Raw genomic sequence first — 26,098 nt, 5'->3', positions numbered from 1 at the left:
TCTCGAAACCCAGTTCCCGACGGAAATAGCGTGAAGTGGAACGAACAAGAATGGCGCGACGTCGAGCAGCAATGGCGGGCTGATGGGTTCTTGTCGGAGGCAGCCGACAAAGCCGAGAGCTCAATAACAAGCTCGCATGCCGCCTGGTTCACGCTCGCGGGACGCCTCAACAATGTCGGTCAGGCAGCATTCCTTGAGGGGTCGGTTAGGATCGGCGGTTTGGGAACCCATGACCCGTTACCTGTGGCTACTAGGCTCACCCTTCGCGCGCTTTCGACCTTTCAAGGGGCCGTGCTATTAAGCCGTCGCGGCATGGCGACAGAGGCATTTACGCTTGCCCGCAATCTTATGAGATCGCATTCTGGTTGGGCTACTTCGCGAGCGATCCGGGCGGGGCTGCTGAAGCATTTATCGACGACGAGAAGGCTAGCCGCCTCAGCGCTTTGAAGTTGGACCGGGAATGCGAAAAGCTGGGCATTCTTGAGTTAAGCAAGGCTGACCTTGATAGGATAGGACGTGAGATAGACGGCGCCGGGAAGATTGCCAAAGTTGACACGAAACGATTGCAACGCGGGGGCACCTCCTGGATCATTACAGAGTATACAAGATGCTTAGCATGAAGCATGCCCACGCATCCATTGGTAGCCTTTCGCGCTTCTCGATCAGGCACCGGACGGCACGGTTCGAGGCCATCTGATCGGTCCGGACGAGGCCTTGGCGGGGGAAGCGCTGCAATGCGCGTCGATCGCCTTCGGCATTTGCATAGCGATGTTTAGCCGGCTGGTTGACGGCACAACACAGGATGCGGCATTGCAAGAACTCCTGCTACTTACTGATAACCTTCGCAAGGCCGTCGAAAAATCAACGCTTCGTGAAGCCTCGGATGATCCACCTCGTTATCAGAAGTCCAAAGTAGGAAATTAGACCCACAAGTATCGCGCCAAGTAGCGCCGGGATTCCGTCGACCGCTATCGAGTAACATTCGAACCGCACGGTCGTAAGTGCATTGGTAGAGTGGAACGTCCCTGGGATGCAGCGCGCGCCCCATTCGGCTTGTTGCGCCGCGATCCATCGATCACCGTCCGTACCGAAAAGGTTCGCGCTGTCGTAAATTGCGGGATCGCCCAAGAGCAGAACAAACGCGATGATGCAGACTAGGCCTGTTGAAACGAGCCACAAACGCTCCCACCCATTCAGTCGGTTGAGACTCTCGGACCATCTGCTCATCCCGAGGTTGTATAGGGATCATCGCACCTCGCAAAGGCCATGTGTCATGGCCTGTCGGCGTGACTCAATCCGTCAGGATCGCGGAAGTCAGGCGGCCGACGTGCTCGGCACTCACCATCAACCTCCTCTAGGGCGCTGCGATTGAGACATTGCGGAGCACCATTGGGGGCCGCTCAGCCTCCTCCTGCCGGTCATCGCCGACGGAACGACTGGCTTCAATGCAATCCCGGATGCGATGGCACAGGTGCTCGGCCGCGAGCTCGATCTGCCCGTTATCGCGGGTGAGAGCGTCCAGACCAACAAGTCGGACACACCCGTGCCCCCGCCTTCCAGCGGTTGGTCACGCCAGCCATGTTCGATGGCGAAATGCAGCCCGGCTCCCTACGTCCTTGTCGACGACAATGTCGGGATGGGCGGCACTTTGGCGAACCTGCGCGGCGATATTGAGGCGCGGGGCGGGTCCGTCATCGCGATCACCACGTTGACAGAGAGCCACGAAGCTTTGGCACTTGCCCCTCCAGGCCTTGGCCTTATGCAGCGCCTACAACTTTAGTTAGATGCACTGCTCCGACCTCGTCGACGACCGTAATTTCCACCGGTCCGGGACCGCCGATCATCACGACGTCAGCGCTCTCGAACGCATCGTCTATGCTATCGAACGCCTCGGAACTTATAAGCTGCTTGCCCGGCAGCTTTTTCCAGAACACTGTGTATGCCATGCAACCTTCCTGTTGCCCATGCTCGTTTATACGGTCGAGGTCTCGAGGCGGCTTCCGTACCCCCAGAATTGCCAGCATGGGTCGTTCTCGATCCCAAGGCGTAGATTTGCCGGTTTCGAAGAGGTACCTGAGCGGAGGAGGCATTGGAAGTGGGAGCGACGTCGGAACAGGGTGAGATGCCGGAGGGTGTCTTCGATTGCCCTGCTTCAGAGGCCGCAGCACAAATCTCGCCGCCGAGACCGAGCGACTTGGAGCGTAATGCGCACAAGCTCTCAGCCTTGGAGCAGGAACGATCCAGCCTCGGCCCGTTGCGCCGGATCACATTCACAACGCGCTTTCTGAAAGAGCACTTTGCCGAAGATTTCGCCAGCCTTCTGAACCAAAAGGACTGGCGGATCGATGTTATAAATCGCGGCTCAGCCTACGAATGGTTCGTTACGGCAACAAGACTTATGGAACCGAATACGGAGAACGTCACAAACTGTGAAAGGTTCTTTCTCACGCACCCTGTTGTTACCCAGCCACATCATACTGGCGGTGCGTACTATCATGGTTGGAAATACCATGACAAGCAGGATGTTTCGTTCTCGCCGAGCGAGTACTTCGACATGGAGACGTTTGCGTCCGACCGTGCCGACGTTTTGTTCGGGATCGCGCTGGCCCAAGATCGTCTAAACGGTCACAAATGGACAACGAGGCCAGCGGCGAGGGCGCCTGCGTTCAAATTGCATCCGGGGGAGTTTATTCGGAGCGCCCGCGCCCGCCGACCTTCAAATCCGCATCCGACCGCTTCGGCTTTTTCTCAGTGGCTCTACTCGCTTTACTCAAACGTACATGGCAGCGCCGAAGATCGGCAAGATGGAAGGGATGCCGAGAGGGCTATTATGGATGCCCGGCTTCAAGCCTACAGCTCGATCGACTCCGATTGTGTGCGCCGCGATTACCCGGAGTGGTCGCTCGTGCATAACGGGCTGCACCTGCAAGATGAAAGAAGGCCGGGCTACCATGAAATTGCGACGCTACCGGTTGCCGGCCAACCACTCCGAGCATCGCCTGATCTAGTTTTCCGCAATGCGCGTACGGGTGAGTTGATCATTGTCGAGATCAAGCATTCGCGCATGCTTATTCCGGAAAATCTTTGGCCGAACGTCTGGGGGCAGCTTTGGTGCTATGCCCAAGTCGACATGGCACGTGATGCTCCGAAAGTGACAGTGGTCGGGGAAGTCTGGGGCGATGGTTGGGCAAAGCATAGTAGCCGACTTGTCTGCCTCCGCGCCAGCGTACGGCGCGATCCGCGTGCGTCGGCTTATGATCGGTTTTTCCGCACCTTGTTCGATATCTATCGTGGCGGTCTTTGAGCGGGAAGACACGGACCTGCGCATCGCTCCCATTTGAGTCGGTTCGTACGTTACGCTATCATCCGCTCGATGGCCGCGCCGATCTGCTCGGCCGCGTCTAAGACGTGCTCGTCATCAAGGTGCGCATAGCGAGCTGTGGATTGGTGGTTCCGATGTCCTAGCAGCCTCCCGATCATCGGCAGCGTTTCCTTGTTCATGGCCGCGTGGCTGGCGAAGGTATGCCGCAGATCGTGCAAGCGCACTTTCGGTAGCCCCGCCCGAGCGCGAAGGTCGTGCCAGTAGTGGGTCACGCCGCGGATGGGCTTCCGAAAACGCGCGTTCCAGAACAGCCAAGGCACGTTCTTGAGCCGGGGCAGCGTGTCGATCAGCGCCCGCGCCTCGTCACCCAGCCATACGGTTCGCGGGCCGGTCTTGCTGTCCCGCAGGTTCAAGCGGTTGCCGCGCACGTCCTGCCATTGCAGGCCCAGAACCTCACTTACGCGGCAGCCGGTAAGCAGCAGCAGGGTAATAGCGGTCGCCATGACTGGCTTGACCTTGTCCTCTCCCCCGCGCTCCTCGGCCAGCAACCGCCCGAGCCGTCCCATCTCCGCGGTGCTCAGGAAGCGCTCGCATTGCCGCCTGCGATTGAGCCGGACCGCGCGGCATGGGTTGGTGTTCTCCAGCCGGTAGCCCCACGCCTCTGCCTTGTTCAGCATGTTGTTCAGGATGCTCATGACGCGGTTCGCTGCGCCCGGCCCGGTGCGGTTGTTCAGGTCTGCGAACCACTTGGTCACGTCCGCCTCGTTCAACGCGTCGATGAACACGCCGGGGAACGATCCGTCGAGGTAGAGCGCCCGATATGCTGATTGGCGAGAAGCCGGCAAGCCCGAGCTGGCTTCGCTTCATCATCGAGGATCCGCGCGGCTCTGGGCACCAACAGATGGCGGTGCCGCTTTACGACGACGATGGCCCAGCTTGGATCGAGCTCGGTCGTGAGACAGGGGTCGACCTGGCGCTCGTGCGGCTGATCGACGCTCCGCGCTTTGCCCTACCTTTGACCCAGAGCTTCGCGCGAACTGCGCAAAGCGTGCCATGCAGCGGCGAAGATGTGGTGATGGTCGGTCACCCCTTCCCGCTCGGCGAACATGCCTCCTCACCGATATGGAAAAGCGGCCTGATTGCGTCCGAGCCCGACCCAGCCGGTGCAAGACCCTGGTTTCTTATTGACGCGCCGGGGACTCCCGGAATGTCCGGATCCCCGGTGTACCGACGCGTAGCGACCCCGGCCACAGATGTTGGCAGAGGCCACTCTCCGTACCTTGAACTCTTGGGTGTCTATGCAGGCGCTGTGGGTGACAAGGCGCTCGACGCCTTGCGCCTCGGCCGAGCCTTTCCAATCGGGTTAGTCGAAGATCTCCTGCGCCGGGGCGTGCGTGGCTACAACCCGTTTCCCCCCGAATCTTGAGCCATAACACCAGCGACCTGCGGTATGGGCGATGCAGTGCTCGGTAGCGAGGTGCCTTCCCTTCAGCACCTATGATCGGCGGTTTCGTCTAACGTGCTCAAGCCTATCGGTGCGCCATTGCCTTATCGTACCCAATTCAGAATACATCGGTAATGCGAGTGGGATCAGAAGAGGCTGTAGAAAGAGGCGGATCGCGTCCGTGCGCTTCTGTGAAAGGTCGGTCGCGTGCCACGACTCACGGCCCGAGCTTCCTGCGCTGGGCGGGCAGCAAGCGGAAGTCGCTTGCTCTGCTGGGCTCGAGCTATCGCGATCCGACTCGGCACTATGTCGAGCCGTTCGCGGGCTCCGCCGCGCTCTTCTTCGAGCTGGGCCCGATGGTCGGGACGCTCGGCGATCTCAACGGTCACCTAGTCAACGCGCTGCGCCAAGTCCGCGACCATGCGGCCGAGGTCCATCGACGGCTGCTGGCTTACGAGCGCAGCCCGGATGCCTATTACGCGGTCCGCAATCGGTTCAACGAAGGGTCGCGTTTCGGGATCGAGGCCGCGACTGATTTCATTTATCTGAATCGCAACTGCTTCAACGGCCTATGGCGGACCAACCTCGCCGGTTCGTTCAATGTGCCTTTTGGCGGCCACGAGATGGGCGGCTATCCGCCGCTCGAGTTGTTCCAAGATTGCGCAAAGCTGCTGCGCTGCGCGAAGCTACGTCATCAAGATTTTCGCAAGACGATCACCTCCGCAGGGGCCAGTTCCTTCATCTATGCTGACCCACCATACTTCACCGCCAGCGAGCGAGTTTTCGTGGAGTATGGCAAGCGCTCGTTCGGCGAGGAGGATCTCAGCGACCTGGTTCGCCTTCTCGTCGAGGCCGAACAACGCGGCGCTGAGATTGCGCTTACCTATAATGAAGCCATGCCGGTACCGGCGATACCGTCGCATTGGCATGTCCACAGCTTCTCCGTTACCCGCAATGTTGGCGGATTTCGTGGGAGTCGTAAGCAGCATGGCGAAATCCTTTACACCAGCTTCGAACTTCCTGGCGTTCTAGAATAATGGCGCGCTTCCTAATCTTGAGCGACATCCACGCCTGCGAAGACGATCCGGCTTCTCCGCAGGCGGCCTCCTATGTCAGCAGCTTCAACTCGGCGGCGACAGCGCGCCTCGATCCGCTCAGCGACCTTGCCCGGCTCATCAAGGATGACGCGCTGACCCCGGACTATATCCTTTGCGCCGGGGACATCACAAACCGATCAAGCCCGACGGCGTTCAACTATGCTTGGGGACGGCTACATGCCCTTGCTGACGCCTGTGCCGGTCGTCTCGTTGCAACCGTCGGCAACCACGATCTCGATTCTCGTTTCATTGCGAACAAATTCGACCCACGCGGCTATGCGATGTCGCTGCAGCCAACCATTCCGGTAGCGGAACGGCTGCCCTTTCTCGAGTTCTGGGCACAGAATTTTACCGTTCTAAGCTTCGACGATTGCAACATCGCGGTGCTGAACACCGCAGCATATCACGGCATTGGTAAGGACATAGAGAACGAGATCGAGCACGGCCGGATCAGCGACGTTACGCTCGAGAAGCTCGAGCAGGAGCTCGCTTCCGTTAAGGCAAGGGCGACCAACATATTGCTATGTCACCATCATCCAATACACGGCGACGTAGGCGACCACGACCTCATCGGTGTCACTCGGGGAGGCGAGAAGCTCATCGACATGCTTGGTCGCGCCTCGTCTCCGTGGATCATTGTTCACGGGCACAAGCATGTCCCAGACCTTTTCTACGGGCATGGCGGCGGTTCAAACGCCCCTGTAGTGCTTGGTAGCGCCAGCTTTAGCGCGCAGGTCAACCGGGACGCTCAGAACAAGAACCCCAATCAGGTTCACCTCTTGGTTACGGACCCGCAAGGCGCCATCGCGGACGGTCTGACCTATGCGGGCTCGGTGCTGAGCTGGACATGGCAGGCGGGTGTTGGCTGGTCCAAGGCTAAAGGGGCGCACGGCCTGCCATTCATGACCGGATTCGGCTATAAGGCGAGCACGTGCGTGCTTGCCCAGAAGATCGATTCGCTTTTGCAGGCCGGGGCTACGAACCATCTCGGCTGGAAAGAAGCTCAGGAAGCCGTTGCGTCGATCGGCCGCCTTGTTCCGGCGGACTTCCGATCCTTTCGCGACGCCCTCCGCAAGCTGGATCTGATGATCCTCAGCGACGATGAAGGAGAATATGCGCAGATTGGACGGCGGGCATGACCGTATTACTCGAGTTCAATGCGCGCCCGGTGCCCCCGTCGGAGGTCGCGCGTTCCTTCATTCCGCCCGAGCGCCACTTCGCGGCGCTCCTGACTCGGAACCACACCCTAATTTTGGGACCTAGGAGCAGCGGGAAGACGACGCTGCTCAAGATGCTGACTGTGCGTGCGCTAAGGAATTGGGCCCACGCCAAAGCTGAAACTTATGCCCGTCAAATCGGGTTCAACGCTGTTTTTATCCCCGCGGATGTAGCTTGGGGCAAGCAGATCGAGGCTCTCGAGCACGGAAGCGAGAACGCCAACCGGAAAGAAGCGGCGTTCGTTCTTCACACGTTGAGAGCGCTGATCCATGCTATGCGTGAGGCGGTCGATCTTGCTCGGGCCGGCGCTCCGCCGCATCTACAGCATCTCGCGGTCTCGCTCAGTGCATCCCAAGAGGAAGGCGTTGTCCGCCTGATCACCGGCAGGCTCAAGATTCGTCCGGTCATCAACAGTCTTCTAGGTGTGGAGAATGCGCTTGAGTCGCTTCTCGACGAGATTAACAGCGGAGAGTCTGATCAGGCCTTTACTGTCGAAACGCTGCCTTCCAAGGTTTCGATTATCGTGTCTGCCTTCAATGGTATGGCCGGAAACGACGACCGGCGCTGGGCGTTATTGTTCGACGAGATGGAGATTGCGCCAACCCGCATCAAGTCGTTTCTCCTGTCCAGTATCCGGAGCTTCGACGAACGTATAATCATAAAGCTCGCGCTTGCTCCGTTTATGGAAGATGCGGGATTTGAGCGTACGCCGACATCACCGCAGCCGCTACATGACTATCAGACCATTCAACTCACATATCCAAATAAAGAAGATGCAAATCAGTTCAGTAGCGAGCTGTTCCTTAGCACATTTCTTCGTCTTGGTTATGAAGTCTCATCGCTCTCAAGCGTTTTCGCGTTGCCACCTGGCGGCACGGGCTTCGGTCGTCGTGGAACTACAAAACGGCGAGACTTGCCCCCTGAGTTTTTGTCGCTTGCCCAAAAGGACGAGAGTTTCCGTGCCTATATGAGTGAAAGGGGGCTGACATCGCAAAAGTACAAGTTCGTTGAAGTAAATGTAGCCCAGGATATTCGCAAGGTTCTACCGATTGTTATTGCTCGCGATTATTATATTCGGAGGTTCGAAAGGAATCACACGTCCTTTCACCGGTCTCGGAAGTCGCACGTCCTTTATGCGGGTTATCCGTCAATCGTTGATGTGACGGAAGGAAATCCACGCGCTATCCTCACGCTTGTTACCCCGCTCGTTCAACACCTCAATCGAAGTCTCAAGGGTGGAGTGCCCCGCAAGATCTCTAGTGCGCTTCAAAGTCAAGCAATTAGCCGGATCGAACTTCTGTTAACGTCTCTCCTTCAGGTGATCCCACTTGACTTCGGCGGCTTCGAGCCAGGCAAGGGCCTGCTCGACTTCGTCGACCAGATCGGCCGAGCATTCGAAAATCGGCTCATCCGCCAGCCGTTCCGCACTGACTATGTCGGGACTTTCGTCCTTGACGAAAACGTAAATCGCACGATTGTGAGTGCGGTTGGCAAGGCGTTAAACGCGGGAGCGATCATTCATGTCCCTTATCCCGAAAGCGGGCCGGACATCCTGCTGCGGGGCCTAGTCGGGCAGCGCTTCCGCCTCTCCTACTCGCTCGCGCCCCGTTATCGTTTGCTGCTGACGCTAGGCGATCGGCTATCCCTATCAAAGCTGCTTTTCGAGGAACGGGGCGTGAGCGTGAAAGATGATCAAACGTCGCTTTTTGAGGACATCGAGGAGCAATGACCGTAAACGAGACATCGGGCGCTCCGACATCGTTCAAGTTTGACGTCGCCGTCGCGGCCATCGGCTATGAGCAGCGGTGTCGCTACGTCGTCGGCCAAAAAAACGTGACCGCTACACGCGCAATCGGCCTCGAGTTCGGCTTTCTTCGGGAGGCGTCCTTTGCGAGCAATCTCGACTTTTTCCGGGCGCGCGGCTGGGAGATCCATAACGCGCAGGGTGCGGCGTGCTTCGACGTGCTTGTCGCCGCGATTGTGGAGGCGGCGGCTGAGGAGCGCGCGGTCAGTGTCTTCGTCGATATATCTGCGATGTCGCGCGAGATGATGGCTAATATCGTGCTCGCCCTAAGTCGAGCGCGATCGCAAGCGACTATCAGGTTGAGCGTCGCCTATGCTCCTACACAATATGGGATTTCATTTCGTTCGGCTCCCATCCGGCTAGCTGCGCCGGTGAAGCCGGAGCTCGCAGGCTGGTCATCCCGGCCTGATAAGCCACTGGGCGTAATCATGGGGCTGGGATGTGAACCTGGGCTGTCACTCGGCGCGCTTCAGGTGCTCGAGCCGAACAAGGCTTGGCTTTATTCACCCTGTGGTTTCGACGAGCGGTTCGCGGACGCCCTCAAAGCGTCAAACGAACATATCGCCGATATCTTTGACGTAACTGAGTTCGACTACGAAATCAGCGAGCCAAGCTTAACGAGGGGTCGTATTGAGGCGCTGCTCAATGCTCTTGAGGGCAGTTTTCGCATCATCTGCATCCCTTTTGGACCCAAGATTTATGCTTGGTTAATTCTCGCAACGGTGGTTTTCCAAGCGCGTCGCGGCGTAGGGGTTTGGTCATTTAGCTCACGTGACCAGGCCGAGGTCGTGGACCGACCCGTCTCTGGAGAAACTATCTGGTACAACGTAACCGTGGGCGCTGCACAATTTCAACACGCGTTCGATGCTTCTGCTTGATGACCAGTTTCGGAGTAAGCCGTCGATACCGTGATTGCTGACGTGCCCTTGCCCATTAGCTGATCGCCCGAGGGAAAGTCGGCAGACCAATATTGTTCGAGGTGTGCATCAAACCCCAACGCCGGTAAGATGCAGCACGCCCTTGCCCGGAAGCTCTACCCGCAGCTCCAGCGATCCACCCGCCGCTTCGACGAAGCGGCGCAGGGTCGACAGATACAGGTCGGTCTGTTTCTCGATCTTGTGAACCGACGGCTGCTTGATGCCAAGGCTCTCGGCGATCTGCTCCTGGCTGCGTTCTGCGAGCACGCGGAAGGCTTTCAGGCCCTCCACCTCCGCGATCAGCTCGGCCGTGCGCGCCTCGACCTTGGCGCGGTCTTCGGGCGTCATCGCCGCCTTGATCTGCTTCAATGTCCGACCCATCGTCGTCACTCCTTCCGCGCGGCGAGGGCCGCAAGGTGATTGTCGAACCGGCGATCCGCTTTCGCGATCAGCGCCGTGTAGAACCGCTTTTGCGCAACACCGGCTTTATCGCCGGCCACGAGGACGATCGCCTCGCGCTGGGGATCGAAGGCGAACGCCACGCGCCAAACACCGTTCGCCGCTGCAAAGCGTAGCTCCTTCATGTTCGCATGCCGTGACCCGGCCAGCGTATCCGCGTGCGGACGGCCGAGCCTTGGCCCATACTCCTGCAGCAACCCCGCCATCGCGATCAGCTCTTTCCGGACGGCTTCGGGTAGCGCATCGAACTCGGGATCGAATTCGTCGTGCAGGGCGACCGTCCAAGCCATCTCCAGCTCTATAGCCTTCGGGCTATAAGATTGTCTATAGCTTTCGAGCTACACCGGCCCTTGAGGAAGTGCGTGCGAATCGAAGGATCCTTGGGTATCCTACTGCGGTGGATTGCGGCGCACGTGGACGTACTAAATTCCGCGTTGGTGGGAACGATTGTTGGCCCGCGCTGATGCTACCGATAAATATGTGTTCACGATCAGCAGCTTAAGACGCACGCTCGCCAGCCTCCGTCTCCGCCAGCTGACGATCCTCCGCGAACCACAGCGGACCGTCAAGAACCCGGTAAATTGCAACGATAACACAAGGTTGAAATTTATTTTTCGACCGTGCTGGTTCGCGGTTGATCGCCGCAAGCCGCAGCCACGACTGGGAACAGGATTGGGGGTCTATATCGCCTCCCCGGCTTCCCATCTGAGCATGCGAAGGTCGTGATGACGCGCAGATTCAGCAACAAGCTTGCCGCCAAGCAGGTGACCGCGATTACCCAGCTAGGCAAGCATTCGGATGGCAATGGCCTTTACCTGCTGGTGAAGCCCAACGGCAACCGATCCTGGATCCTGCTCCTTATCGGTGGCGGACAGCGCCGCGAGATGGGGCTGGGAACGCCCGACGTCGTATCCCTGGCGGCCGCCCGCAAGCTCGCCGCCGATGCAAAGGCGGCGTTTGCAGAGGGCCGCGATCCTATCGCCGAATGCGCCGAAGCGCGTCCTAAGCCGGCAGAGCCGGTCGCGGTGATCCTACCAGGACCGAAGCGCCGCAATCGGCCGAGCAGCGGGATTACCTTCTGGGACTTCGCCGACAAGCTGGTCGACGAGATCGAGGACGGATTTCGGAACGACAAGCATCGCAAGCAGTGGCGGGCGACCTTGACGACGCACGCAGCCAAGCTGTGCGACATGGCAATCGCCTCCATCGGCACCGCTGATGTCGTGGCGACCTTGCAGCCGATCTGGCTCAAGGTGCCGGAAACAGCTCGGCGGGTCCGTGGCCGGATCGAGCGGGTGCTCGATGCCGCTCGTGTCGCCGGTCATCGGGAGGGCGAGAACCCCGCGCGCTGGAAAGGGCACCTCGAACTGATGATGCCGAAGCAGCTCAAGTCGAAGGGTCACCATGCCGCGATGCCATACGCTCAGGTGCCGGGCTTCTACGGCAAGCTGCTAGTGCGACAGGCGACCGCCGCGCGCGCTAGAATTTGCGATCCTCACCGCCGCCAGAACGGGTGAGGTGATCGGAATGACATGGGGCGAACTCGATTTGCAGGCCAAGCTTTGGACGATCCCAGCCATGAGAATGAAGGCGGAAGCCGAGCATTCAGTGCCCCTGACGAGCCGCGCCATAGCGTTGTTGGCAGCAATGAAGCCGAAAAACCCCGAGCCGCATCGGCTGGTATTCGCAGCGCAGCGCGGCGGCGCCCTGTCGAATATGGCGATGTCCATGTTGCTGCGGCGCATGGCGATCGAGAGCGTCACTGTGCACGGCTTCCGCTCGTCATTCCGTGATTGGGCGGGCGAGGAGACCAACTTCGAGCGAGAGACGGTGGAGATGGCGTTGGCGCATACTATCGGTAGCAAGGCCGAGCGTGCCTATCGACGCGGCCGGGCTCTGGCGAAGCGACGCTCGTTGATGGAGGCTTGGGAGGCATATTGCATCAACGGTGCCGCAGACGAAGAGTTTGCAAGCGCGGATCGTCGCACATCTGCGCGTCCGACTGATCAACACCCAGCATTAGAGGAAAGGCAGAGGAAGCCTTCATGACAGAGGGCGCGACCAACGTGAACACTGCAACCGCGGAAGAGCTGGATGCCGTGCCGGGACTACACGGGCATGGGTTCGAGATCGTGCGCTACCGCAGCTAGCGCGGCGGCTTCACCAATCTACGTCAGCTCGAGGAAGTGCCTGGGCTCGCCGGAAAGGTGGACGGCAGCGCGGCGGCGCTAACGGTTGACGGTAGCTGAGTCCGTCCGGTCCGCGACGCTGGGCAACGGCCCGGTCCAGAACTGTGTCCCGATCGCCGCCCGGCGGCGCAGGTTCGGTGATGATCAGCGCCGCCATACCTGGACCGCCATCATAGTTCGCCGCGCTCCGCTCGAACGAATCGGCAAGCGCTGCGGGTTCTACGTCGGGCATTTCGCGCAGCATGTCATCCGCTTCGCTGCGGGCCCAGAACTCCGGTGTGTCCCACAGGCGGCTCATAGCGCGAGGGCCGGCTGGCGAGTGGAGGCGGCAATCTCCTGGATCGAGAACGTGCCCGCTACGGGCGTGCCGATCAGTTCGTCCAACGGCACTGCGCCATCGAGCCACTGCACGACTTGGGAGCGCCGGATGATCGCGCCATGCCGGTCCTGGTAACGCGCGACCTCCGGATTGGCGGCGACCGTGATTACGCGGTAGCAGAGCGGCCATCCGGCCATTGCAGGTTCCCACACCCCGGAGAAATGCTCGCCGTTCTCGAGCGCCGCCCGATAGCTCTTGTCAGCGACGGTTATATGAAACTCGCTGACCGGGATCAGGCAACGATGGCTCGGAAACGTCTGCCCTTCGGAGCGAACGAACCGATAGGTGACGCCGCCGCCAAACCGCGGATCGGAGCCCCATGTCGCTTCGACCATCTCGATTTCACTGGCGTCGTCCGGATTTCGCCGGATGATGACGCGCCGTGCTCCAAGGGGTGCATCGGGATTGAAGGGCGTCGGCGTGGGCGCGGCAAGAACATAGAAAGAACGACGCTGAGTCGCAAGATGGAGCGGAGCTGCGATGTGCAACAACTATCGGCTTGAGGTCGACGTCGCCTCGATCGCCGAGGACTTCGCCGACCTCAAGATCAAGATCAGGTTCCCCGAAGGCACACCCAACGTCGCGGCGCGCGAGGATATTAAGATTAGCGACACCGCACCGATCGTCAGAAGCATCGATGGCGAGCGGGGTGCCGGCGAACTGCTCAACCGGCGATGGAGCTGGCCGTCACCAGGGGGCAAGCCCGTCTACAACTTCCGTTCCGAGGGACGACAGTTCGACCGCGGGCGCTGCTTGATTCTGACCGATGGCTTTTACGAGTTCACCGAACCGATGCCGGGGCAGAAGCGCAAGACCAAGTGGCTGTTCACGCTCAAGGATCACAACTGGTTCTGCATCGCTGGCATATGGCGTGCCGTCCCGCAAGTCGGCGAGGCGTTCACGATGCTGACGATCGAGCCCGGCGAGGACATGGCACCGTACCATTCCCGCCAGATCGTGGCGCTGCCGCGCGAGCATTGGGCGGATTGGCTTGATCCAGCTGTACCGGCTGCTGACCTGCTCCGTTCCTTGCCGAAGGGCAGCCTCGCCGTCGACCGCGCTTTCCCGTCACTCGCGGGGAAGCGCCGAACATAAAGTGGCTAGCAAGCGGCTTGACCCAACCGCCTTTGCGCCGGAACATAGAGCGAACACAGAATAATTGTGAGTCGCGGTGCCGGATCCCGTTCCCACGATTGCCGAGCTGCGTGCGACGCTCCGCGCGATCGAGGGCGATGTGCGCGATCGGCCGGTTCTGCCGTTCGCCGTCGCGCCGCTGGATCGACGTTTGGCCGATGGCGGGCTGCGTCTCGATGCGTTGCACGAGGTGGCGTCGCGCGGCTCGAGTTGGGGTGACGACGCTGCGGCGGTGCTGTTTGCGGCGGGCGTCGCCGCACGGACGCGCGGGGACGTGCTCTGGATCGTGCGCTCGCGCGACCTGTTCGCGCCGGGACTCTATCAGGCGGGTCTGGAACCCGCCCGTGTAATCTATGCCGAGGCCCGCGACGACGGCGAGTTGCTCGCCCTCCTTGAAGAGGGTCTGCGGCATCGCGGCCTTGGCGCCGTTGTCGGTGAGGCGAAGCGCGTGACAATGGCCCAAGCGCGCCGCCTCCAGCTCGCGGCGGAGGGCGGCGGGACGGTCGCGCTGCTGCTGAGGCGTCCCGCGCGCGGCGGCGCTGACCCGATGCACGCGCCCTCGGCCGCCGTGACCCGCTGGCGGATCGGCCACGCGCCGTCCGCACCGGTGCCGTGGGATGGCTTGGGCCGGGCGTGCTGGCGCATCGAGTGCGTCCGTCAGCGTGGCGGCGATCTTTTTGAACTCTTGGTGGAGGGCTCCGATGAAGCGGGTCGCCTCGCTCTACCTGCCCAGCTGGTCGATCGACCGGCTGCGCAGGATCGAGCGCCGGCACGCGCCGTCGGCTGAAGCCGACGCGCGGCCAGCATATCAGGCGTTGGGAGCGGATGCCGCTGCCGAGTGCGCGCATCACTGCTCCGTGCCGAAGGAGGGCGGCTGGCGGCCGGGCGCGCGCTGGGCGCGGACCAATTCGTCTGGCGGCGGCAGCGGACTCGCGGACACGCGCGGGCAGGTCGAGGGGGCAATCGAAGCATTGCCCGCGCACCGTCGACCGCCGCAACGCGAGCTTGGCCGGACCAGTGAGGCCGCCGAGAATCCATTCCGTCGAGGTTTGAGCCGCCCGCCCGAGGAACGGGTAGGCGTTTCCAGCCGAGACGGCGTGATCGTGCAGCGCCAGCAGCGCTTGCACCGAGGGAAGCTCGTTGGAGAGATCGGCATAGTGCGTTCCCGGAGGACAGGCTCGGGCGATGGGCAGAGCCGTGCTGGTGAACGGGCCGATCATGTTCAGCACGAGGGCTGGTCGCTCCCGCGCGATCATCCCGGCCGTGTCCGTGAGCGATCCCGCCACCCTGATCGTGGCGCCTTCACCGAGTTGTTCGGCCACCCTGTTGAGCCGGGCGGCGTCGCGGCCGACCAGCACCAGCGAATGGCCATTGGCGGCGAGGCGTGCTGCGACCGCACGACCGGTTCGCCCTGTGGCGCCGAGAATCCAGATCGTGCCGGTGATCATCATGCGAACCTTCCGATCGGCTTCACCGGGATGGGCGGCCGGAAAGCCTGCTCAGGCGGTAGGAGCCTCGCAGCGAACGGCCCATGCGTGATACGGCGAGTTTCATGCTCGATCGTTCGAACTTCGCGGCTGATGCGCTTTCCGACATCCTGTCGCTGCTGAAGCCGCGCAACGTCGCCTGTGGCGCCGTCGATACCGGCGAAGCCTGCATCGCCTTTCCGGCCGGGAACGGGATCAAGTGCCACGCGGTGATCGCCGGTGAGGCGTGGCTCGCCGTCGATGGAGACACGGGCCCGCTGCGCCTCGAAGCCGGGGACTGCTTGATCCTGCCGCATGGACGCCCTTACCGGCTCACGAGCGACCTCGGGGCCTCGCCGGTGGACTATCGCGTGATCCTCGCGGGCCGTTCTCCAGGACACATCACGTCATGGAACGGCGGCGGACGGGCCACGATCGTCAGCGCGGCCTTCACGATCGAAGAGCGCTGCGGCAACCTGTTGCTCGATATGTTGCCAGCTGTCGCGCACGTACGTGGGGATGTCGGCAGCGAATTGCGTCGGTCGTTGCAGCAGATGATGGGGAGCTCCGCAAACCGCAGCCCGGCGGCCGGCTGATAGTCGAGCATCTGGCGACAACCTTGCTGGCGTAAGCGCTGCGGGCCTATGTCGCGCATCGCGAGAACAGCGCTGCCGGATGGCTGTTCGCCCTCAGGATCGGAGGATAGGGGCGGCGATCAGCGCCATGCATACAGAGCCGGCGCGGCGCTGGACGGTACAGGGGCTCGCCGAACACGCAGGCATGTCGCGCACCAGCTTCGCAGTCCGCTTCAAGAGGCGCGTGGGCTCCTCACCGATGGAATATCTGACGCGGCTACGGATGCTGCTCGCCAGCGATCGACCGGCAACGTCCGATCAGGCGATTTCCGTGGTGGCGGAGGCCTTTGAATACGAGTTCGAAAGCGCCTTCAGCAGTGCGTTCAAGCGCCATCTCGGCTGCTCTCCCCGCCGATTTGCAACTGGCGCAACTCGGAAAACTGATTTCAAACAGCGGGCAGCAGCTCCGCCTACCTGAACTTTGCGGTATGGACGATGCTGGATCCGTTCCGCGACCTTCGGCCATTCGGGCTATCGGGCCAAGAGCTGGGCTACCGTCCGCGGTCGTGGTGTAATTTCCCGGGGTAGATGATGGTGTATGCCGGGGCGGGGCCGAGGCCTTACCCCGGCGTCGGCGTCTCGGTGGCCACCGGGCTCATCGGTTAAGGTGGAAGTATCGAGCTTCACCGCACCCGAGGAGTTGTTCCCGATGACCGACGACAGACTACCGCTTGCCGAGCTGATGGCGAAGACCGGAGACGGCGACTTTCTGCGCAGCGTTGCCGAGAGCGTGCTGCAGATCATCATGGAGGCCGACGTCGACGGCCTGATCGGCGCCGGCCGGCACGAGCGATCCGGCGAGCGCAGCACGTGGCGCAACGGCTATCGCGACCGCAGCCTGGATACGCGGCTGGGCACGCTCAACCTCAAGATCCCCAAGCTGCGCACCGGCGCCTACTTCCCCGGCTTCCTCGAGCCCCGCAAGACGGTGGAGAAGGCGCTGGTCAGCGTCATCCAGGAGGCGTGGATCGCGGGCGTCAGCACGCGCCGGGTGGACGAGCTGGTGCAGGCCATGGGGATGTCGGGCATCTCCAAGTCGAGCGTGTCCAATCTGTGCAAGGACATCGACGAGCGGGTAAACGCGTTCCTGAAGCGTCCGCTCGCCGGCGAGTGGCCGTATCTCTGGCTGGACGCCACCTCCTCAAGGTGCGCGAGGGCGGTCGCATCGTCTCGGTCGCCGCCATAATCGCCGTCGCGGTCACCACCGAAGGCAAGCGCGAGATCGTCGGTCTGCACATCGGCCCCAGCGAGGCGGAGCCGTTCTGGTCGACCTTCCTGCGCGACCTGGTGAAGCGCGGGCTCAAGGGCGTGAAGCTGGTCATCTCCGACGCGCACGAGGGCCTCAAGGCCGCCATCACCCGTGTCGTCGGCGCCACCTGGCAGCGCTGCCGCGTCCACTTCATGCGCAACGCGCTGGCGCATGTACGCTGGGCGGGACAACACGCGGGTCATCGCCGAGCCCCAGCTGTGCAGGACCGCGGTGATGCCGATGCGGGCGCCAAGATGACGTGGGTCGGCGGCGATGGTCGTCATCGTCTCGGACGCGGCCTGGAACAGCAGGCCATAGACCGCCGCCTTGTTCTGGAGGGCGATGTCGGCGACCTCGGCCGGCAGCGTGAACACGACATGGAAGTAGCCGACCGGCAGCAGGTCGGCCTCGCGCTCGGCGAGCCAGGCGCGCGCGGCCGCACCCTGGCAGCGCGGACAATGTCGGTTGCGGCAGCTGTTATAGGCGACCCGCCAATGCCCGCAGTCGGTGCAGGCCTCGACATGCCCGCCCACGACGGCGGTGCGGCAGTGTTCGACGGCCGACATCACCTTGAGCTGGGCAAGGCTCATGTGCCCCGCATGCGCGGTCCGGTATGCGGGACCGGCGCTGCGGAAGATCTCGGCGACCTCGAGCGAGGTGCGCAACGTCGCTCGGCTGGCGGGTGCCTTCGCCTCCATCAGCGCCATCAGCTGGTCAAGCGGCCCCGTCACCGCGCGGATCGTGCGTGTCGCGACCTTGGTGTAGAGCGCGGTGGTCTCGAGCTTGCTGTGCCCGAGCAACACCTGGATCACGCGGAATGGCTTGGCTCTTCGGGAGTACCGTCATGGCCTCCAATAATCTTGACGGTATCGCCGTGCTGAGCCGAGCGCAAGTTTGCAACGTACTGTCTCCGATATCGTCAGCGCCATTCGCCTAACCGCGAATGATCCCGATAGATCGCGACAGATTATCTCGATTCCAACGACTTGATGCGAGAATGCCGATCGACGGCGATTACCAAAAGTGGACCCGAGTCATTCCCACTCGATCGTGCCCGGCGGCTTCGACGTATAATCGTAGACGACGCGGTTGATGCCCGCGACCTCGTTGACGATCCGCGTCGCCACCCGAGACAGGAAGGCGGCGTCGAAGGGATAGACGTCCGCCGTCATCCCGTCCGTCGAGGTGACGGCGCGCAGTGCGCACACGCTCTCGTAGGTGCGGCCGTCGCCCATCACGCCCACGGTGCGCACCGGCAGCAGCACCGCGAACGCCTGCCAGATGGCCTCGTAAAGCCCGCCGTCGCGAATTTCCTGGAGGTAGATGGCGTCGGCCTTGCGCAAGATATCGCACCGCTCCTTCGTCACCTCGCCGGGGATGCGGATGGCGAGTCCGGGGCCGGGGAACGGGTGGCGCCCCACGAACGCGTCGGGCAGACCCAGCTCGCGGCCGAGTTCGCGAACCTCGTCTTTGAACAGCTCGCGCAGCGGCTCGACCAGCTTCATGTCCATGCGCTCGGGCAGGCCGCCGACGTTGTGGTGGCTCTTGATCGTCACCGAGGGCCCGCCGGTGAACGACACGCTCTCGATCACGTCGGGGTAGAGCGTGCCCTGCGCCAGGAACTCGGCGCCGCCGATCTTCTTCGCCTCGGCTTCGAACACGTCGATGAAGGTCTTGCCGATGAACTTGCGCTTGGCCTCGGGATCGGTGACGCCGGCGAGGCCGCCGAGGAACAGTTCCTCGGCCTCCACATGGATAAGCGGGATGTTGTAGTGGCCGCGAAACAGCGAGACGACCTGCTCGCTCTCGCCGCTGCGCATCAACCCGTGATCGACATAGACGCAGGTGAGCTGCTCGCCGATCGCCTCGTGGATCAGCACGGCGGCCACCGCGCTGTCCACCCCGCCCGACAGCCCGCAGATCACACTCGCGGAGCCGACCTGCGCGCGGATGTCTGCGATCTTGGCGTCGCGGAACTCGGCCATCGTCCAGTCGCCCGCCAGCCCGCAGACGCGGCGCGCGAAGTTGGCGATCAGCTTGGCGCCGTCGGGCGTGTGGACGACTTCCGGGTGGAACTGCACGCCGTAGAAGCGCCGCGCCTCGTCCGCCACGATCGCGAAGGGTGCGCCGGGCGACACCGCCACCGGCTCGAAGCCCGGCGCCAGCGCGTCCACCTTGTCGCCGTGGCTCATCCACACCTGGTGGCGCTCGCCCTGCGCCCACAACCCGTCGAACAGCGCGCAGGGGCGCGTTACTTCGACATAGGCGCGGCCGAACTCGCCGCCGTCGCCCGAGATCACCACGTTGCCGCCGAGCTGCGCCGACATGAGCTGCTGGCCGTAGCAGATGCCGAGCACCGGCACGCTCGCCTCGAAGAAGGCCTGCGGCGCGCGCGGGCTCGTCTCCGCCGTCACCGAGGCCGGGCCGCCCGACAGGATGATGCCCGCAGGCCGCATCCTGTCGAACGCGGCCTGTGCCGACTGGAACGGCGCCACCTCGGAATAAACGCCGGCCTCGCGAACGCGCCGGGCGATGAGCTGCGTCACCTGGCTACCGAAATCGACGATCAGGATGCTGTCGGTGGAGGGTCTGGTCATCGCGGCGCACTTGGGGACGGCCGCGCTGTTGGTCAACGCTTCGTTCCTTGGGAGCGGCTTTCCACCGGCGTTCGCGCGTCGTTCCGAGAAGAAAATTGCGTGATCGCATGGTTAGCCGGCGCTGCTGTGAGTTAGATGTTCGGTTCCGGAATGTGGAGGTTCGAATTTGATGTTGAAGCGGCTTGTGTCGTGCTGCTATGCTGTACAGATCGCTTCGTACGGTGTGAGGCCGCGTAGGATTTTGAGCCTGCGACCGAAGTTGTAGGCGGCGACTAAGTCGCCGAGGTGCTGCCGGAGCTGGTTATGGCTGTCGTGGTGGTAGCGCTTGACGGTGGCGTCCTTGATGGTGCGGTTCATCCGCTCGACCTGGCCGTTGGTCCAAGGATGCTTCCGCTTGGTGAGCCGGTGTTCGATGTCGTGCTGGGCGCAGGCGAGTTCGAACGAGTGGGCACGGAAGAGTTCGCCGTTGGCGATGGCGCCCCTGATCAGCGGCACGGCCGAGCCGCCGGCGCAAGGTGTGGTGAAGTGGATGCCGTTGTCGGTAAGAACGGTATGTACCTTGTTCCATGCCCACGACGTCGCCGGGTTCGAGTTCGGGGACGAGCACCTGGCCGACATAGGCCTCGAACCAATCGCCGGTGATCGGGCCATCGAGCACCATCGGCGCGACCATGCTCCTCATGCGCAGGCCAGCGACGAGCGCGGTCGTTTTGCGGTGACCGTGCGGGTAGCCCATCCGCAGGCGCTCGCCCCGGCGGCAGCGGCCGTGGCTGCGCGTCATGTTAGTCGCGGCCCAGGTCTCGTCGATGAACACCAGCCGTTCGGGATCGAGGTCCATCTGGTCCTCGAACAGGCCTCGCGCGCGCTCAGGACGTCGGGCCGATCCTGCTCGGCCGCGTGCCCAACTTTTTTTACGACTGATCGTCCAGCGTGATGTCGCGGCAGCCCGCGTGCAGCGCCAGGATCGTGTCCCGGTGCGCCTCGATCCTCCGCGACCGCGTATCGCCACCCTGCGCCTTAGCGGCATAGCCACCCGTGCTGCGGCGCTGGTCGTGCCAGCGGATCACCGTCGCGGCCACCACACCGAACCGCCGCGCCGCGGCCCGGCAACTCATTCCCTCACCAACCGCAGCGAGCGTTCGCCACCGCAAGTCCATCGACAACGGCTTGCCCATCCATGCCGGCCTCCATCCAGCCAGCATCTCGAATCAGATCACGACGCCCATGTGAAGCGCCTTCGACTCACGTCAGACGGAACCATTCTAATGCGCCGTGGCTGGAACGACGTCAATATAGCCAGGCTTGCCGGCGAAAACGTGCTGCGTGTTATGGCCGCTGCGTAGAAGTGCGAGACGATCTGCAGCGGACAGAAACGCCGGCTGCGCGGTGATGGCGTAACGCCGTCGATCTCCTGACAAGTTCCGGCGGCCGTCGTCCCCGGCTGAGCGGTCGTGGTGCCTTCACAGATGGAGAGCGCGATCCGCTCGCCCTGTCGCAGTATGCACCATCCTCGTCGTTACGGTGTCACAAAGCGACAATCTTTCAGCTCCAAGACGTGACAAGAAGGCACCATTCGTCATTGCAGCGCAACATGCGTTCCCTGAAGGAGGCCTGCCTTTTGCGGAAAGTCTTTTCCATGTCGCAGCAACCAGAAGCGAGCATCGTCACCCCGGAGCCCGCGCGTGCGCGCGCGGTCTTCTCTTCGGGGGATTTCGCGCTGCTGCGCACCGCCGCGCTCCATCACCTCCGGACCCATCAGGACGATCCGGATTCGGTGAAGTACGGCAACCTCTATCATCGTCTCGGCCGGCTGGCGTGACGCTCACCTGAACTGAACGCGGCACGCACGAGCACTCATCGAGGAACCATCATGTCCTACCAGGATCACACCGATCAGATCGCCCAACTCGTTCGAGCCCGAAATGGCGCCTGGGACGGCATCAGCCCCGAGGCGGTCGCGCGCATGCGGCTGCAGAACCGCTTTCACACCGGTCTCGACATCGCGCGCTACACCGCGAAGATCATGCGCGACGACATGGCGGCCTATGACGCCGATCCGGCGGACTACACGCAGTCGCTGGGCTGCTGGCATGGCTTCATCGGGCAGCAGAAGCTGATCTCGATCAAGAAGCATTTCGGCACCACGAAGCGCAAGTATCTCTACCTGTCCGGCTGGATGGTCGCGGCGCTGCGCTCCGACTTCGGGCCTCTGCCCGACCAGTCGATGCACGAGAAGACAAGCGTGCCAGCGCTTATCGAGGAGCTTTATACTTTCCTCAAGCAAGCCGACGCGCGCGAACTCGGGCTCCTTTTCCGCGACCTCGACGCGGCACGCGCCGCCGGGGATGCCGCCAGGGAGAAGGAGGTGCAGACCGCGATCGGCGAACACCAGACGCACATCGTGCCGATCATCGCGGACATCGACGCAGGCTTCGGCAACGCCGAGGCGACCTACCTGCTCGCCAAGAAGATGATCGAAGCCGGCGCCTGCGCGCTTCAGATCGAGAACCAGGTCTCCGACGAGAAGCAGTGCGGGCATCAGGACGGCAAGGTCACCGTGCCGCACGAAGATTTCCTCGCGAAGATCCGCGCCTGCCGCTACGCCTTCCTCGAACTCGGCGTCGAGGACGGCGTCATCGTCTCGCGCACCGACTCGCTCGGCGCCGGCCTTACCAAGCAGATCGCCTACAGTCGGGAGGCGGGGGATCTCGGCGACCAGTACAATAGCTTCCTCGACTGCGAGGAGGTGATCGATCTCGCGTCGCTGCGCGGCGACGTGGTGATCGAGCGCGACGGCAAGCTGATGCGGCCCAAGCGGCTGCCCTCCAATCTCTATCAGTTCCGCTCCGGGACCGGTGAGGATCGCTGCGTCCTCGACTGCATCACCTCGCTCCAGAATGGCGCGGACCTGCTCTGGATCGAGACCGAGAAGCCGCATATTGAGCAGATCGCCGGCATGGTCGATCGCATCCGTGAGGCGGTGCCGAACGCCAAGCTTGTCTACAACAACTCGCCCTCGTTCAACTGGACGCTGAACTTTCGGCAGCAGGTGTATGACGCCTGGAGGGCCGAGGGAAAGGACGTCTCCACCTACGAGCGCGCGGCGCTGATGAGCGTGATCTACGACACAACCGAGTTGGCGACGGCGGCCGACGAGCGCATCCGCACCTTCCAGAAGGATGCCAGCGCGCGAGCCGGAATCTTCCATCACCTCATCACGCTGCCGACCTACCATACGGCAGCGCTCAGCACCGACAGCCTCGCCAAGGAGTACTTCGGAGAGGCTGGGATGCTCGGCTACGTGGCCGGCGTGCAGCGCAAGGAGATTCGCGAGGGCATCGCCTGCGTGAGGCACCAGAACATGTCGGGTTCCGACATCGGCGACGACCACAAGGAGGCCTTCGCCGGCGAAGCGGCGCTGAAGGCCGGCGGCGCCCACAATACCATGAACCAGTTCGCCTAGGGTCCTGACGCGTTCAGCACCGCGAGGCAGTTCTCGAGGCGGCGGAACGGGCGCTTCGTGGCGTCCGATCCCCAGTCCGGCAAGGTCGACTTAATAAGGGTGGCGCGGCGCTGCGGAGTCACCGTCTTAGAACTTTGTTGATACAGTGAATCCATAGGTAAGCGGCTGATGCAGGATGTACGCATCGGCCAAACTACTCACATACTCTCCGATCTTCTGCTCGTCGGTAAGATTGCGGCCCCAAAGCTCTACCGTAAATCTCTCTCTCTCTCTCGTCCGTGAACGCAATACTTCCGTTTAGCAAGCCAAAGCCGCGAGTATATTGACCATTACCCGGAGCAATCCTGAAAAAAGAGAAACTATGCGAGTAATTGGCAGAGCATGAGAAGCTTCCCAGGCCCGTATCGAGTTTATACGATGCGGCAACATTGAAGGTAAGGTTTGGCGCCACAAGTAGCTGCTTACCGGTAAAGTCTAAGACAACAGGCACTTGACTGCCAGCACCTACATCGACACCCGACGCCGCAGCATAGCTATCATAGCGTGTATGCTCGAGATTAAAGCCTCCACTGATCTGTAGCCCGCGGACCGGGATCACGACGACATCGCCGTCGATTCCATAGAGGGTCGCGGACGCGGCATTCTCTAGCACAGCTTGGCTTGTCCCACCCCCCGTATTGACCCGCTGAAGCTGAATATTCTTGTAATCATAATAGTAGCCAGCAAGGTTCAACTGGACTTTCCGGTCGGCGAACTGAGACTTCACTCCGACTTCATAGGCGTCGAGGACCTCCGGTTCGACGCCCTGAACGCCAGGGGTGAAATCAAGCGGGTTGAAGGCGCCACTCTTGAATCCGCGATTGTAGCTCGCGTAAACAAGGACGTCTCTGGCCAGCTTGTGATCGATGCTGAACCGCCATGTCAGCTTGTTGAACCTCTTGGACAGGGCGATCGGACCACCAACAACGAAATTGCCGAAAGTGGGTGACACGAGTGTCGCGTCCAGCGATTTCCTCTCAGTGTTGTAGCGAAGTCCCGCGGTGATCTTGGTTCCCGGAAATACCTCGTAGGTCCCTTGACCAAATGCAGACTCAGCTTCCGTACGCTGGAAGGAAAAATACGTAAGATCCGTCGGCGATAAGGCACGCGACAGGAAGATGTTGAACGGATCATAAGCTTCCCTCGCACGAAAATAGAAGCCTCCTACTATCCACTGAAAACGCGAGCCGGACGTCGAAAGCGCTTGAACCTCTTGCGAAAAGCTACGGCTCTTAGACGCATAGGCAATCGACTGAAGCGGGGCAGATGTGGCGTCAGTATCCAGCGTAGATCTGAAAGTTCCTTTCTTGTAGGCTGTGACCGAAAGGAGATCGACAGTATCCAGGGAATATCTCACGCGGGCCGAGCCCGTATAGCCGCGGCTATTTAGCGTCGTCTCGGTGTCGGTGTACCGATAACGCGGATCCGTCGAATATTGCCCGCCGAATGCCGCGCCCACTGGCGGTGGACCGGGACTTGGACGCCGACATTCGTCTGGAAGGTGTCACGGCGGCGCGCAAACGTGCCTGACAAATCGACATGGAAGCGCTCCGTCGGCGTCCAAGCCAACTGCCCGTTGACCGTCCACGAATGGACGCCGCCGAGTTCATGGTCGGTCGTCAGGTTCTTCAAGAAATCGCCACCTTGCCGGGCGACGACCGACACGCTGGCCGCGAGCGTCGAGGTGACCGGCCCGGTCAGATAACCCTTCTCGACGACTTCGCCGAACCGGCCGTAGGAAAGGCTCGCCGTACCGCCCAGGATTTCCGACGGCTTCTGCGTAATGATGTTGATCGCTCCGCCCGTGGCGTTGCGCCCGTACAACGTGCCTTGCGGCCCCTTCAGGACTTCGACGCGCTCGATGTTCGCAAGATCTATAATGTTGAGAAACTTGTCGGAGGAGTAGACGCCGTCGACGTACACCGCCACCGACGCCTCGATCCCTGGCTGGGTGCTGGTGGAGCCGATGCCTCGGATGAACGGCTGCAGTTCGGGACCTCCCGAAATTCCCGTCGGAAGGGCGAGTCCCGGGGTGACTTGTGCCAAATCGGCGGTGTTCTGTATGCCCGCCGCCGCAAGCGCTGGGCCCGTCACGGCTGTGATCGAGATGGGAACCGACTGCAGCCGCGCGGAACGGCGCTCAGCAGTGACGATGATGTCCTGCACGCCTGCGGCGTTCTGCACCGGCCTGGCTTCGGGCGCTACCGTCGAGTCAGCAGCGGCATCAGCGGAAGTGGTGGTGGTCGCCGTACTCTGGGCGTTCGCCGGAGCGCCCAGGTACATCAAGGCCAGGGCGCTCGAGGAAGCAAGTAGCGACTGCGGAACGACGGCGCAGTAACCCTGCCGCCGGTCGGCGATAAACCTAATCATGATTAAACCTAATCATGATTCTTCCCCCTTTTTACGACCGGTAACATGCTGATGAGAAGGTGCTCAAGGACTTCTTGGGATCGTGGTGGGTCTGGTGACATGGATGAGTGGGTTGCCGGTCTGTGAACTGACGCGGCTCAACGACCACATCATTGCACAGCTACGCTGATGCAGGAGTCGTCCACCCCATCACGTCACGGGCATTGCGAAGCTCCGTCATCCATGTTTCGAGCCGAACACACCGTGGAGCAGTGCCGGCACGTAGAGGTCCGCGTCGAGCTTGGGCCGGTGCAGCCTCAGCCCCGCCGGGCTGATC

General features: G+C 61.9%; 24 protein-coding genes and 4 pseudogenes. 17 read left to right on the top strand and 11 right to left on the bottom strand.

Annotated features, from left to right (window positions below; all coding sequences use genetic code 11):
- The first annotated feature begins 714 nt into the window (after positions 1-714).
- Positions 715-924 carry a hypothetical protein gene (locus ACOFKX_RS06045; RefSeq protein ID WP_419826153.1) on the top strand — a complete coding sequence of 70 codons (210 nt, stop codon included), beginning with the start codon at positions 715-717 and terminating at the stop codon, positions 922-924.
- A gap of 538 nt (positions 925-1,462) precedes the next feature.
- Positions 1,463-1,780, top strand: a complete 318-nt coding sequence (locus tag ACOFKX_RS06040; protein WP_419826152.1) for a hypothetical protein — start codon at positions 1,463-1,465, stop codon at positions 1,778-1,780.
- Here ACOFKX_RS06040 and ACOFKX_RS06035 read toward each other — a convergent pair.
- Complete coding sequence (locus ACOFKX_RS06035) at positions 1,758-1,946, bottom strand: hypothetical protein (RefSeq protein WP_419826151.1); 189 nt, start codon at positions 1,944-1,946, stop codon at positions 1,758-1,760. The two genes, ACOFKX_RS06040 and ACOFKX_RS06035, sit on opposite strands and share 23 nt — an antisense overlap.
- A gap of 176 nt (positions 1,947-2,122) precedes the next feature.
- On the opposite strand from ACOFKX_RS06035, the gene ACOFKX_RS06030 reads away from it, so the two are divergent.
- Positions 2,123-3,304 carry a hypothetical protein gene (locus tag ACOFKX_RS06030; protein ID WP_419826150.1) on the top strand — a complete coding sequence of 394 codons (1,182 nt, stop codon included), beginning with the start codon at positions 2,123-2,125 and terminating at the stop codon, positions 3,302-3,304.
- A 50-nt stretch (positions 3,305-3,354) separates the two neighbouring features.
- Here ACOFKX_RS06030 and ACOFKX_RS06025 read toward each other — a convergent pair whose 3' ends face one another.
- A complete protein-coding gene (locus tag ACOFKX_RS06025) occupies positions 3,355-4,107 on the bottom strand; it encodes a tyrosine-type recombinase/integrase (RefSeq protein WP_419826149.1) in 753 nt (250 codons plus the stop codon).
- 35 nt (positions 4,108-4,142) lie between these two features.
- On the opposite strand from ACOFKX_RS06025, the gene ACOFKX_RS06020 reads away from it, so the two are divergent.
- The 5 genes from ACOFKX_RS06020 (at position 4,143) to ACOFKX_RS06000 (ending at position 9,763) form a co-directional block, all read left to right on the top strand.
- On the top strand, positions 4,143-4,748 hold the full coding sequence (locus ACOFKX_RS06020; RefSeq protein WP_419826148.1) for a S1 family peptidase: 606 nt from the start codon (positions 4,143-4,145) through the stop codon (positions 4,746-4,748).
- 209 nt (positions 4,749-4,957) lie between these two features.
- Positions 4,958-5,803, top strand: a complete 846-nt coding sequence (locus tag ACOFKX_RS06015) for a DNA adenine methylase (RefSeq protein WP_419826147.1) — start codon at positions 4,958-4,960, stop codon at positions 5,801-5,803.
- Positions 5,804-5,820: 17 nt separating this feature from the next.
- Positions 5,821-7,002, top strand: a complete 1,182-nt coding sequence (locus tag ACOFKX_RS06010; RefSeq protein ID WP_419826146.1) for a metallophosphoesterase family protein — start codon at positions 5,821-5,823, stop codon at positions 7,000-7,002.
- The gene (locus ACOFKX_RS06005; protein WP_419826145.1) at positions 6,999-8,810 is read left to right on the top strand and encodes a hypothetical protein; all 1,812 of its coding nucleotides are present in this window, start codon (positions 6,999-7,001) and stop codon (positions 8,808-8,810) included. The genes ACOFKX_RS06010 and ACOFKX_RS06005 overlap by 4 nt, the downstream gene beginning before the upstream one ends.
- On the top strand, positions 8,807-9,763 hold the full coding sequence (locus ACOFKX_RS06000) for a hypothetical protein (protein ID WP_419826144.1): 957 nt from the start codon (positions 8,807-8,809) through the stop codon (positions 9,761-9,763). Before ACOFKX_RS06005 ends, ACOFKX_RS06000 begins: the two co-directional genes overlap by 4 nt.
- Before the next feature lie 108 nt (positions 9,764-9,871).
- On the opposite strand, the gene ACOFKX_RS05995 is transcribed toward ACOFKX_RS06000, so the two are convergent.
- Complete coding sequence (locus ACOFKX_RS05995; protein ID WP_419826143.1) at positions 9,872-10,171, bottom strand: XRE family transcriptional regulator; 300 nt, start codon at positions 10,169-10,171, stop codon at positions 9,872-9,874.
- Between the two features lie 17 nt (positions 10,172-10,188).
- Complete coding sequence (locus tag ACOFKX_RS05990) at positions 10,189-10,551, bottom strand: type II toxin-antitoxin system RelE/ParE family toxin (RefSeq protein ID WP_419826142.1); 363 nt, start codon at positions 10,549-10,551, stop codon at positions 10,189-10,191.
- 474 nt (positions 10,552-11,025) lie between these two features.
- Here ACOFKX_RS05990 and ACOFKX_RS05985 point away from each other — a divergent pair, with 474 nt between their 5' ends.
- Entirely contained in the window at positions 11,026-11,778 is a 753-nt protein-coding gene (locus ACOFKX_RS05985; RefSeq protein WP_419826141.1) for a tyrosine-type recombinase/integrase, read from the top strand.
- 10 nt (positions 11,779-11,788) lie between these two features.
- Positions 11,789-12,310 (top strand): tyrosine-type recombinase/integrase, encoded by a 522-nt coding sequence (locus tag ACOFKX_RS05980; RefSeq protein ID WP_419827360.1) that lies wholly within the window; start codon positions 11,789-11,791, stop codon positions 12,308-12,310.
- A 434-nt stretch (positions 12,311-12,744) separates the two neighbouring features.
- On the opposite strand, the gene ACOFKX_RS05975 is transcribed toward ACOFKX_RS05980, so the two are convergent.
- Complete coding sequence (locus ACOFKX_RS05975; RefSeq protein WP_419826140.1) at positions 12,745-13,320, bottom strand: SOS response-associated peptidase family protein; 576 nt, start codon at positions 13,318-13,320, stop codon at positions 12,745-12,747.
- On the opposite strand from ACOFKX_RS05975, the gene ACOFKX_RS05970 reads away from it, so the two are divergent.
- From ACOFKX_RS05970 to ACOFKX_RS05950, 5 genes and pseudogenes are all read left to right on the top strand, one after another.
- Entirely contained in the window at positions 13,310-13,924 is a 615-nt protein-coding gene (locus ACOFKX_RS05970) for an SOS response-associated peptidase family protein (protein WP_419826139.1), read from the top strand. The genes ACOFKX_RS05975 and ACOFKX_RS05970 overlap by 11 nt on opposite strands.
- A 76-nt stretch (positions 13,925-14,000) precedes the next feature.
- Positions 14,001-14,750: an ImuA family protein gene (locus ACOFKX_RS05965; protein WP_419826138.1), complete on the top strand. Its 750-nt coding sequence runs from the start codon at positions 14,001-14,003 to the stop codon at positions 14,748-14,750.
- A gap of 744 nt (positions 14,751-15,494) precedes the next feature.
- Positions 15,495-16,025, top strand: a complete 531-nt coding sequence (locus tag ACOFKX_RS05960) for a cupin domain-containing protein (RefSeq protein ID WP_419826137.1) — start codon at positions 15,495-15,497, stop codon at positions 16,023-16,025.
- 79 nt (positions 16,026-16,104) lie between these two features.
- Positions 16,105-16,482 (top strand): helix-turn-helix domain-containing protein, encoded by a 378-nt coding sequence (locus tag ACOFKX_RS05955; protein ID WP_419826136.1) that lies wholly within the window; start codon positions 16,105-16,107, stop codon positions 16,480-16,482.
- A 231-nt stretch (positions 16,483-16,713) separates the two neighbouring features.
- Positions 16,714-17,489: pseudogene (locus ACOFKX_RS05950) on the top strand (IS256 family transposase); the annotation flags it as partial.
- A gap of 21 nt (positions 17,490-17,510) precedes the next feature.
- Here the strand turns inward: ACOFKX_RS05950 and ACOFKX_RS05945 are convergent.
- The 4 genes and pseudogenes from ACOFKX_RS05945 to ACOFKX_RS05930 all read right to left on the bottom strand — a co-directional run.
- A pseudogene (locus tag ACOFKX_RS05945) lies at positions 17,511-18,011 on the bottom strand (IS91 family transposase); the annotation flags it as partial.
- Between the two features lie 336 nt (positions 18,012-18,347).
- A complete protein-coding gene (gene guaA, locus ACOFKX_RS05940) occupies positions 18,348-19,910 on the bottom strand; it encodes a glutamine-hydrolyzing GMP synthase (protein WP_419827359.1) in 1,563 nt (520 codons plus the stop codon).
- Positions 19,911-20,114: 204 nt separating this feature from the next.
- Positions 20,115-20,333, bottom strand: a pseudogene (locus ACOFKX_RS05935) (integrase core domain-containing protein); the annotation flags it as partial.
- Between the two features lie 139 nt (positions 20,334-20,472).
- Positions 20,473-21,085: pseudogene (locus tag ACOFKX_RS05930) on the bottom strand (transposase); the annotation flags it as partial.
- A 461-nt stretch (positions 21,086-21,546) separates the two neighbouring features.
- Between ACOFKX_RS05930 and ACOFKX_RS05925 the strand changes: the two are divergent.
- Both ACOFKX_RS05925 and ACOFKX_RS05920 read left to right on the top strand, forming a co-directional pair.
- Positions 21,547-21,729 (top strand): hypothetical protein, encoded by a 183-nt coding sequence (locus tag ACOFKX_RS05925; RefSeq protein ID WP_419827358.1) that lies wholly within the window; start codon positions 21,547-21,549, stop codon positions 21,727-21,729.
- Positions 21,730-21,780: 51 nt separating this feature from the next.
- On the top strand, positions 21,781-23,373 hold the full coding sequence (locus ACOFKX_RS05920) for an isocitrate lyase (protein ID WP_419826135.1): 1,593 nt from the start codon (positions 21,781-21,783) through the stop codon (positions 23,371-23,373).
- A 193-nt stretch (positions 23,374-23,566) separates the two neighbouring features.
- On the opposite strand, the gene ACOFKX_RS05915 is transcribed toward ACOFKX_RS05920, so the two are convergent.
- Together ACOFKX_RS05915 and ACOFKX_RS05910 are read right to left on the bottom strand one after the other, a co-directional pair.
- Positions 23,567-24,871, bottom strand: a complete 1,305-nt coding sequence (locus tag ACOFKX_RS05915; RefSeq protein WP_419826134.1) for a TonB-dependent receptor — start codon at positions 24,869-24,871, stop codon at positions 23,567-23,569.
- Positions 24,799-25,782: a TonB-dependent receptor gene (locus tag ACOFKX_RS05910; RefSeq protein WP_419826133.1), complete on the bottom strand. Its 984-nt coding sequence runs from the start codon at positions 25,780-25,782 to the stop codon at positions 24,799-24,801. Before ACOFKX_RS05910 ends, ACOFKX_RS05915 begins: the two co-directional genes overlap by 73 nt.
- Positions 25,783-26,098 lie beyond the last annotated feature (316 nt).

The organism is Sphingomonas sp., assembly GCF_965200105.1.
GTDB lineage: Bacteria > Pseudomonadota > Alphaproteobacteria > Sphingomonadales > Sphingomonadaceae > Solisphingomonas.
The sequence above is the reverse complement of the archived record's forward strand: the minus strand, read 5'-3'. Positions and strand labels throughout refer to the sequence as shown.

Excerpts from the sequence above, each read along its gene's own strand:
- ACOFKX_RS06040 (WP_419826152.1), top strand. The coding sequence starts at position 1,463 with ATGGCACAGGTGCTCGGCCGCGAGCTCGATCTGCCCGTTATCGCGGGT.
- ACOFKX_RS06035 (WP_419826151.1), bottom strand. The coding sequence starts at position 1,946 with ATGGCATACACAGTGTTCTGGAAAAAGCTGCCGGGCAAGCAGCTTATA.
- ACOFKX_RS06030 (WP_419826150.1), top strand. The coding sequence starts at position 2,123 with ATGCCGGAGGGTGTCTTCGATTGCCCTGCTTCAGAGGCCGCAGCACAA.
- ACOFKX_RS06020 (WP_419826148.1), top strand. The coding sequence starts at position 4,143 with ATGCTGATTGGCGAGAAGCCGGCAAGCCCGAGCTGGCTTCGCTTCATC.
- ACOFKX_RS06005 (WP_419826145.1), top strand. The coding sequence starts at position 6,999 with ATGACCGTATTACTCGAGTTCAATGCGCGCCCGGTGCCCCCGTCGGAG.
- ACOFKX_RS06000 (WP_419826144.1), top strand. The coding sequence starts at position 8,807 with ATGACCGTAAACGAGACATCGGGCGCTCCGACATCGTTCAAGTTTGAC.
- ACOFKX_RS05990 (WP_419826142.1), bottom strand. The coding sequence starts at position 10,551 with ATGGCTTGGACGGTCGCCCTGCACGACGAATTCGATCCCGAGTTCGAT.
- ACOFKX_RS05980 (WP_419827360.1), top strand. The coding sequence starts at position 11,789 with ATGACATGGGGCGAACTCGATTTGCAGGCCAAGCTTTGGACGATCCCA.
- ACOFKX_RS05970 (WP_419826139.1), top strand. The coding sequence starts at position 13,310 with ATGTGCAACAACTATCGGCTTGAGGTCGACGTCGCCTCGATCGCCGAG.
- ACOFKX_RS05960 (WP_419826137.1), top strand. The coding sequence starts at position 15,495 with ATGCGTGATACGGCGAGTTTCATGCTCGATCGTTCGAACTTCGCGGCT.
- ACOFKX_RS05955 (WP_419826136.1), top strand. The coding sequence starts at position 16,105 with ATGGCTGTTCGCCCTCAGGATCGGAGGATAGGGGCGGCGATCAGCGCC.
- guaA (WP_419827359.1), bottom strand. The coding sequence starts at position 19,910 with ATGACCAGACCCTCCACCGACAGCATCCTGATCGTCGATTTCGGTAGC.
- ACOFKX_RS05925 (WP_419827358.1), top strand. The coding sequence starts at position 21,547 with ATGTCGCAGCAACCAGAAGCGAGCATCGTCACCCCGGAGCCCGCGCGT.
- ACOFKX_RS05920 (WP_419826135.1), top strand. The coding sequence starts at position 21,781 with ATGTCCTACCAGGATCACACCGATCAGATCGCCCAACTCGTTCGAGCC.
- ACOFKX_RS05910 (WP_419826133.1), bottom strand. The coding sequence starts at position 25,782 with ATGATTAGGTTTATCGCCGACCGGCGGCAGGGTTACTGCGCCGTCGTT.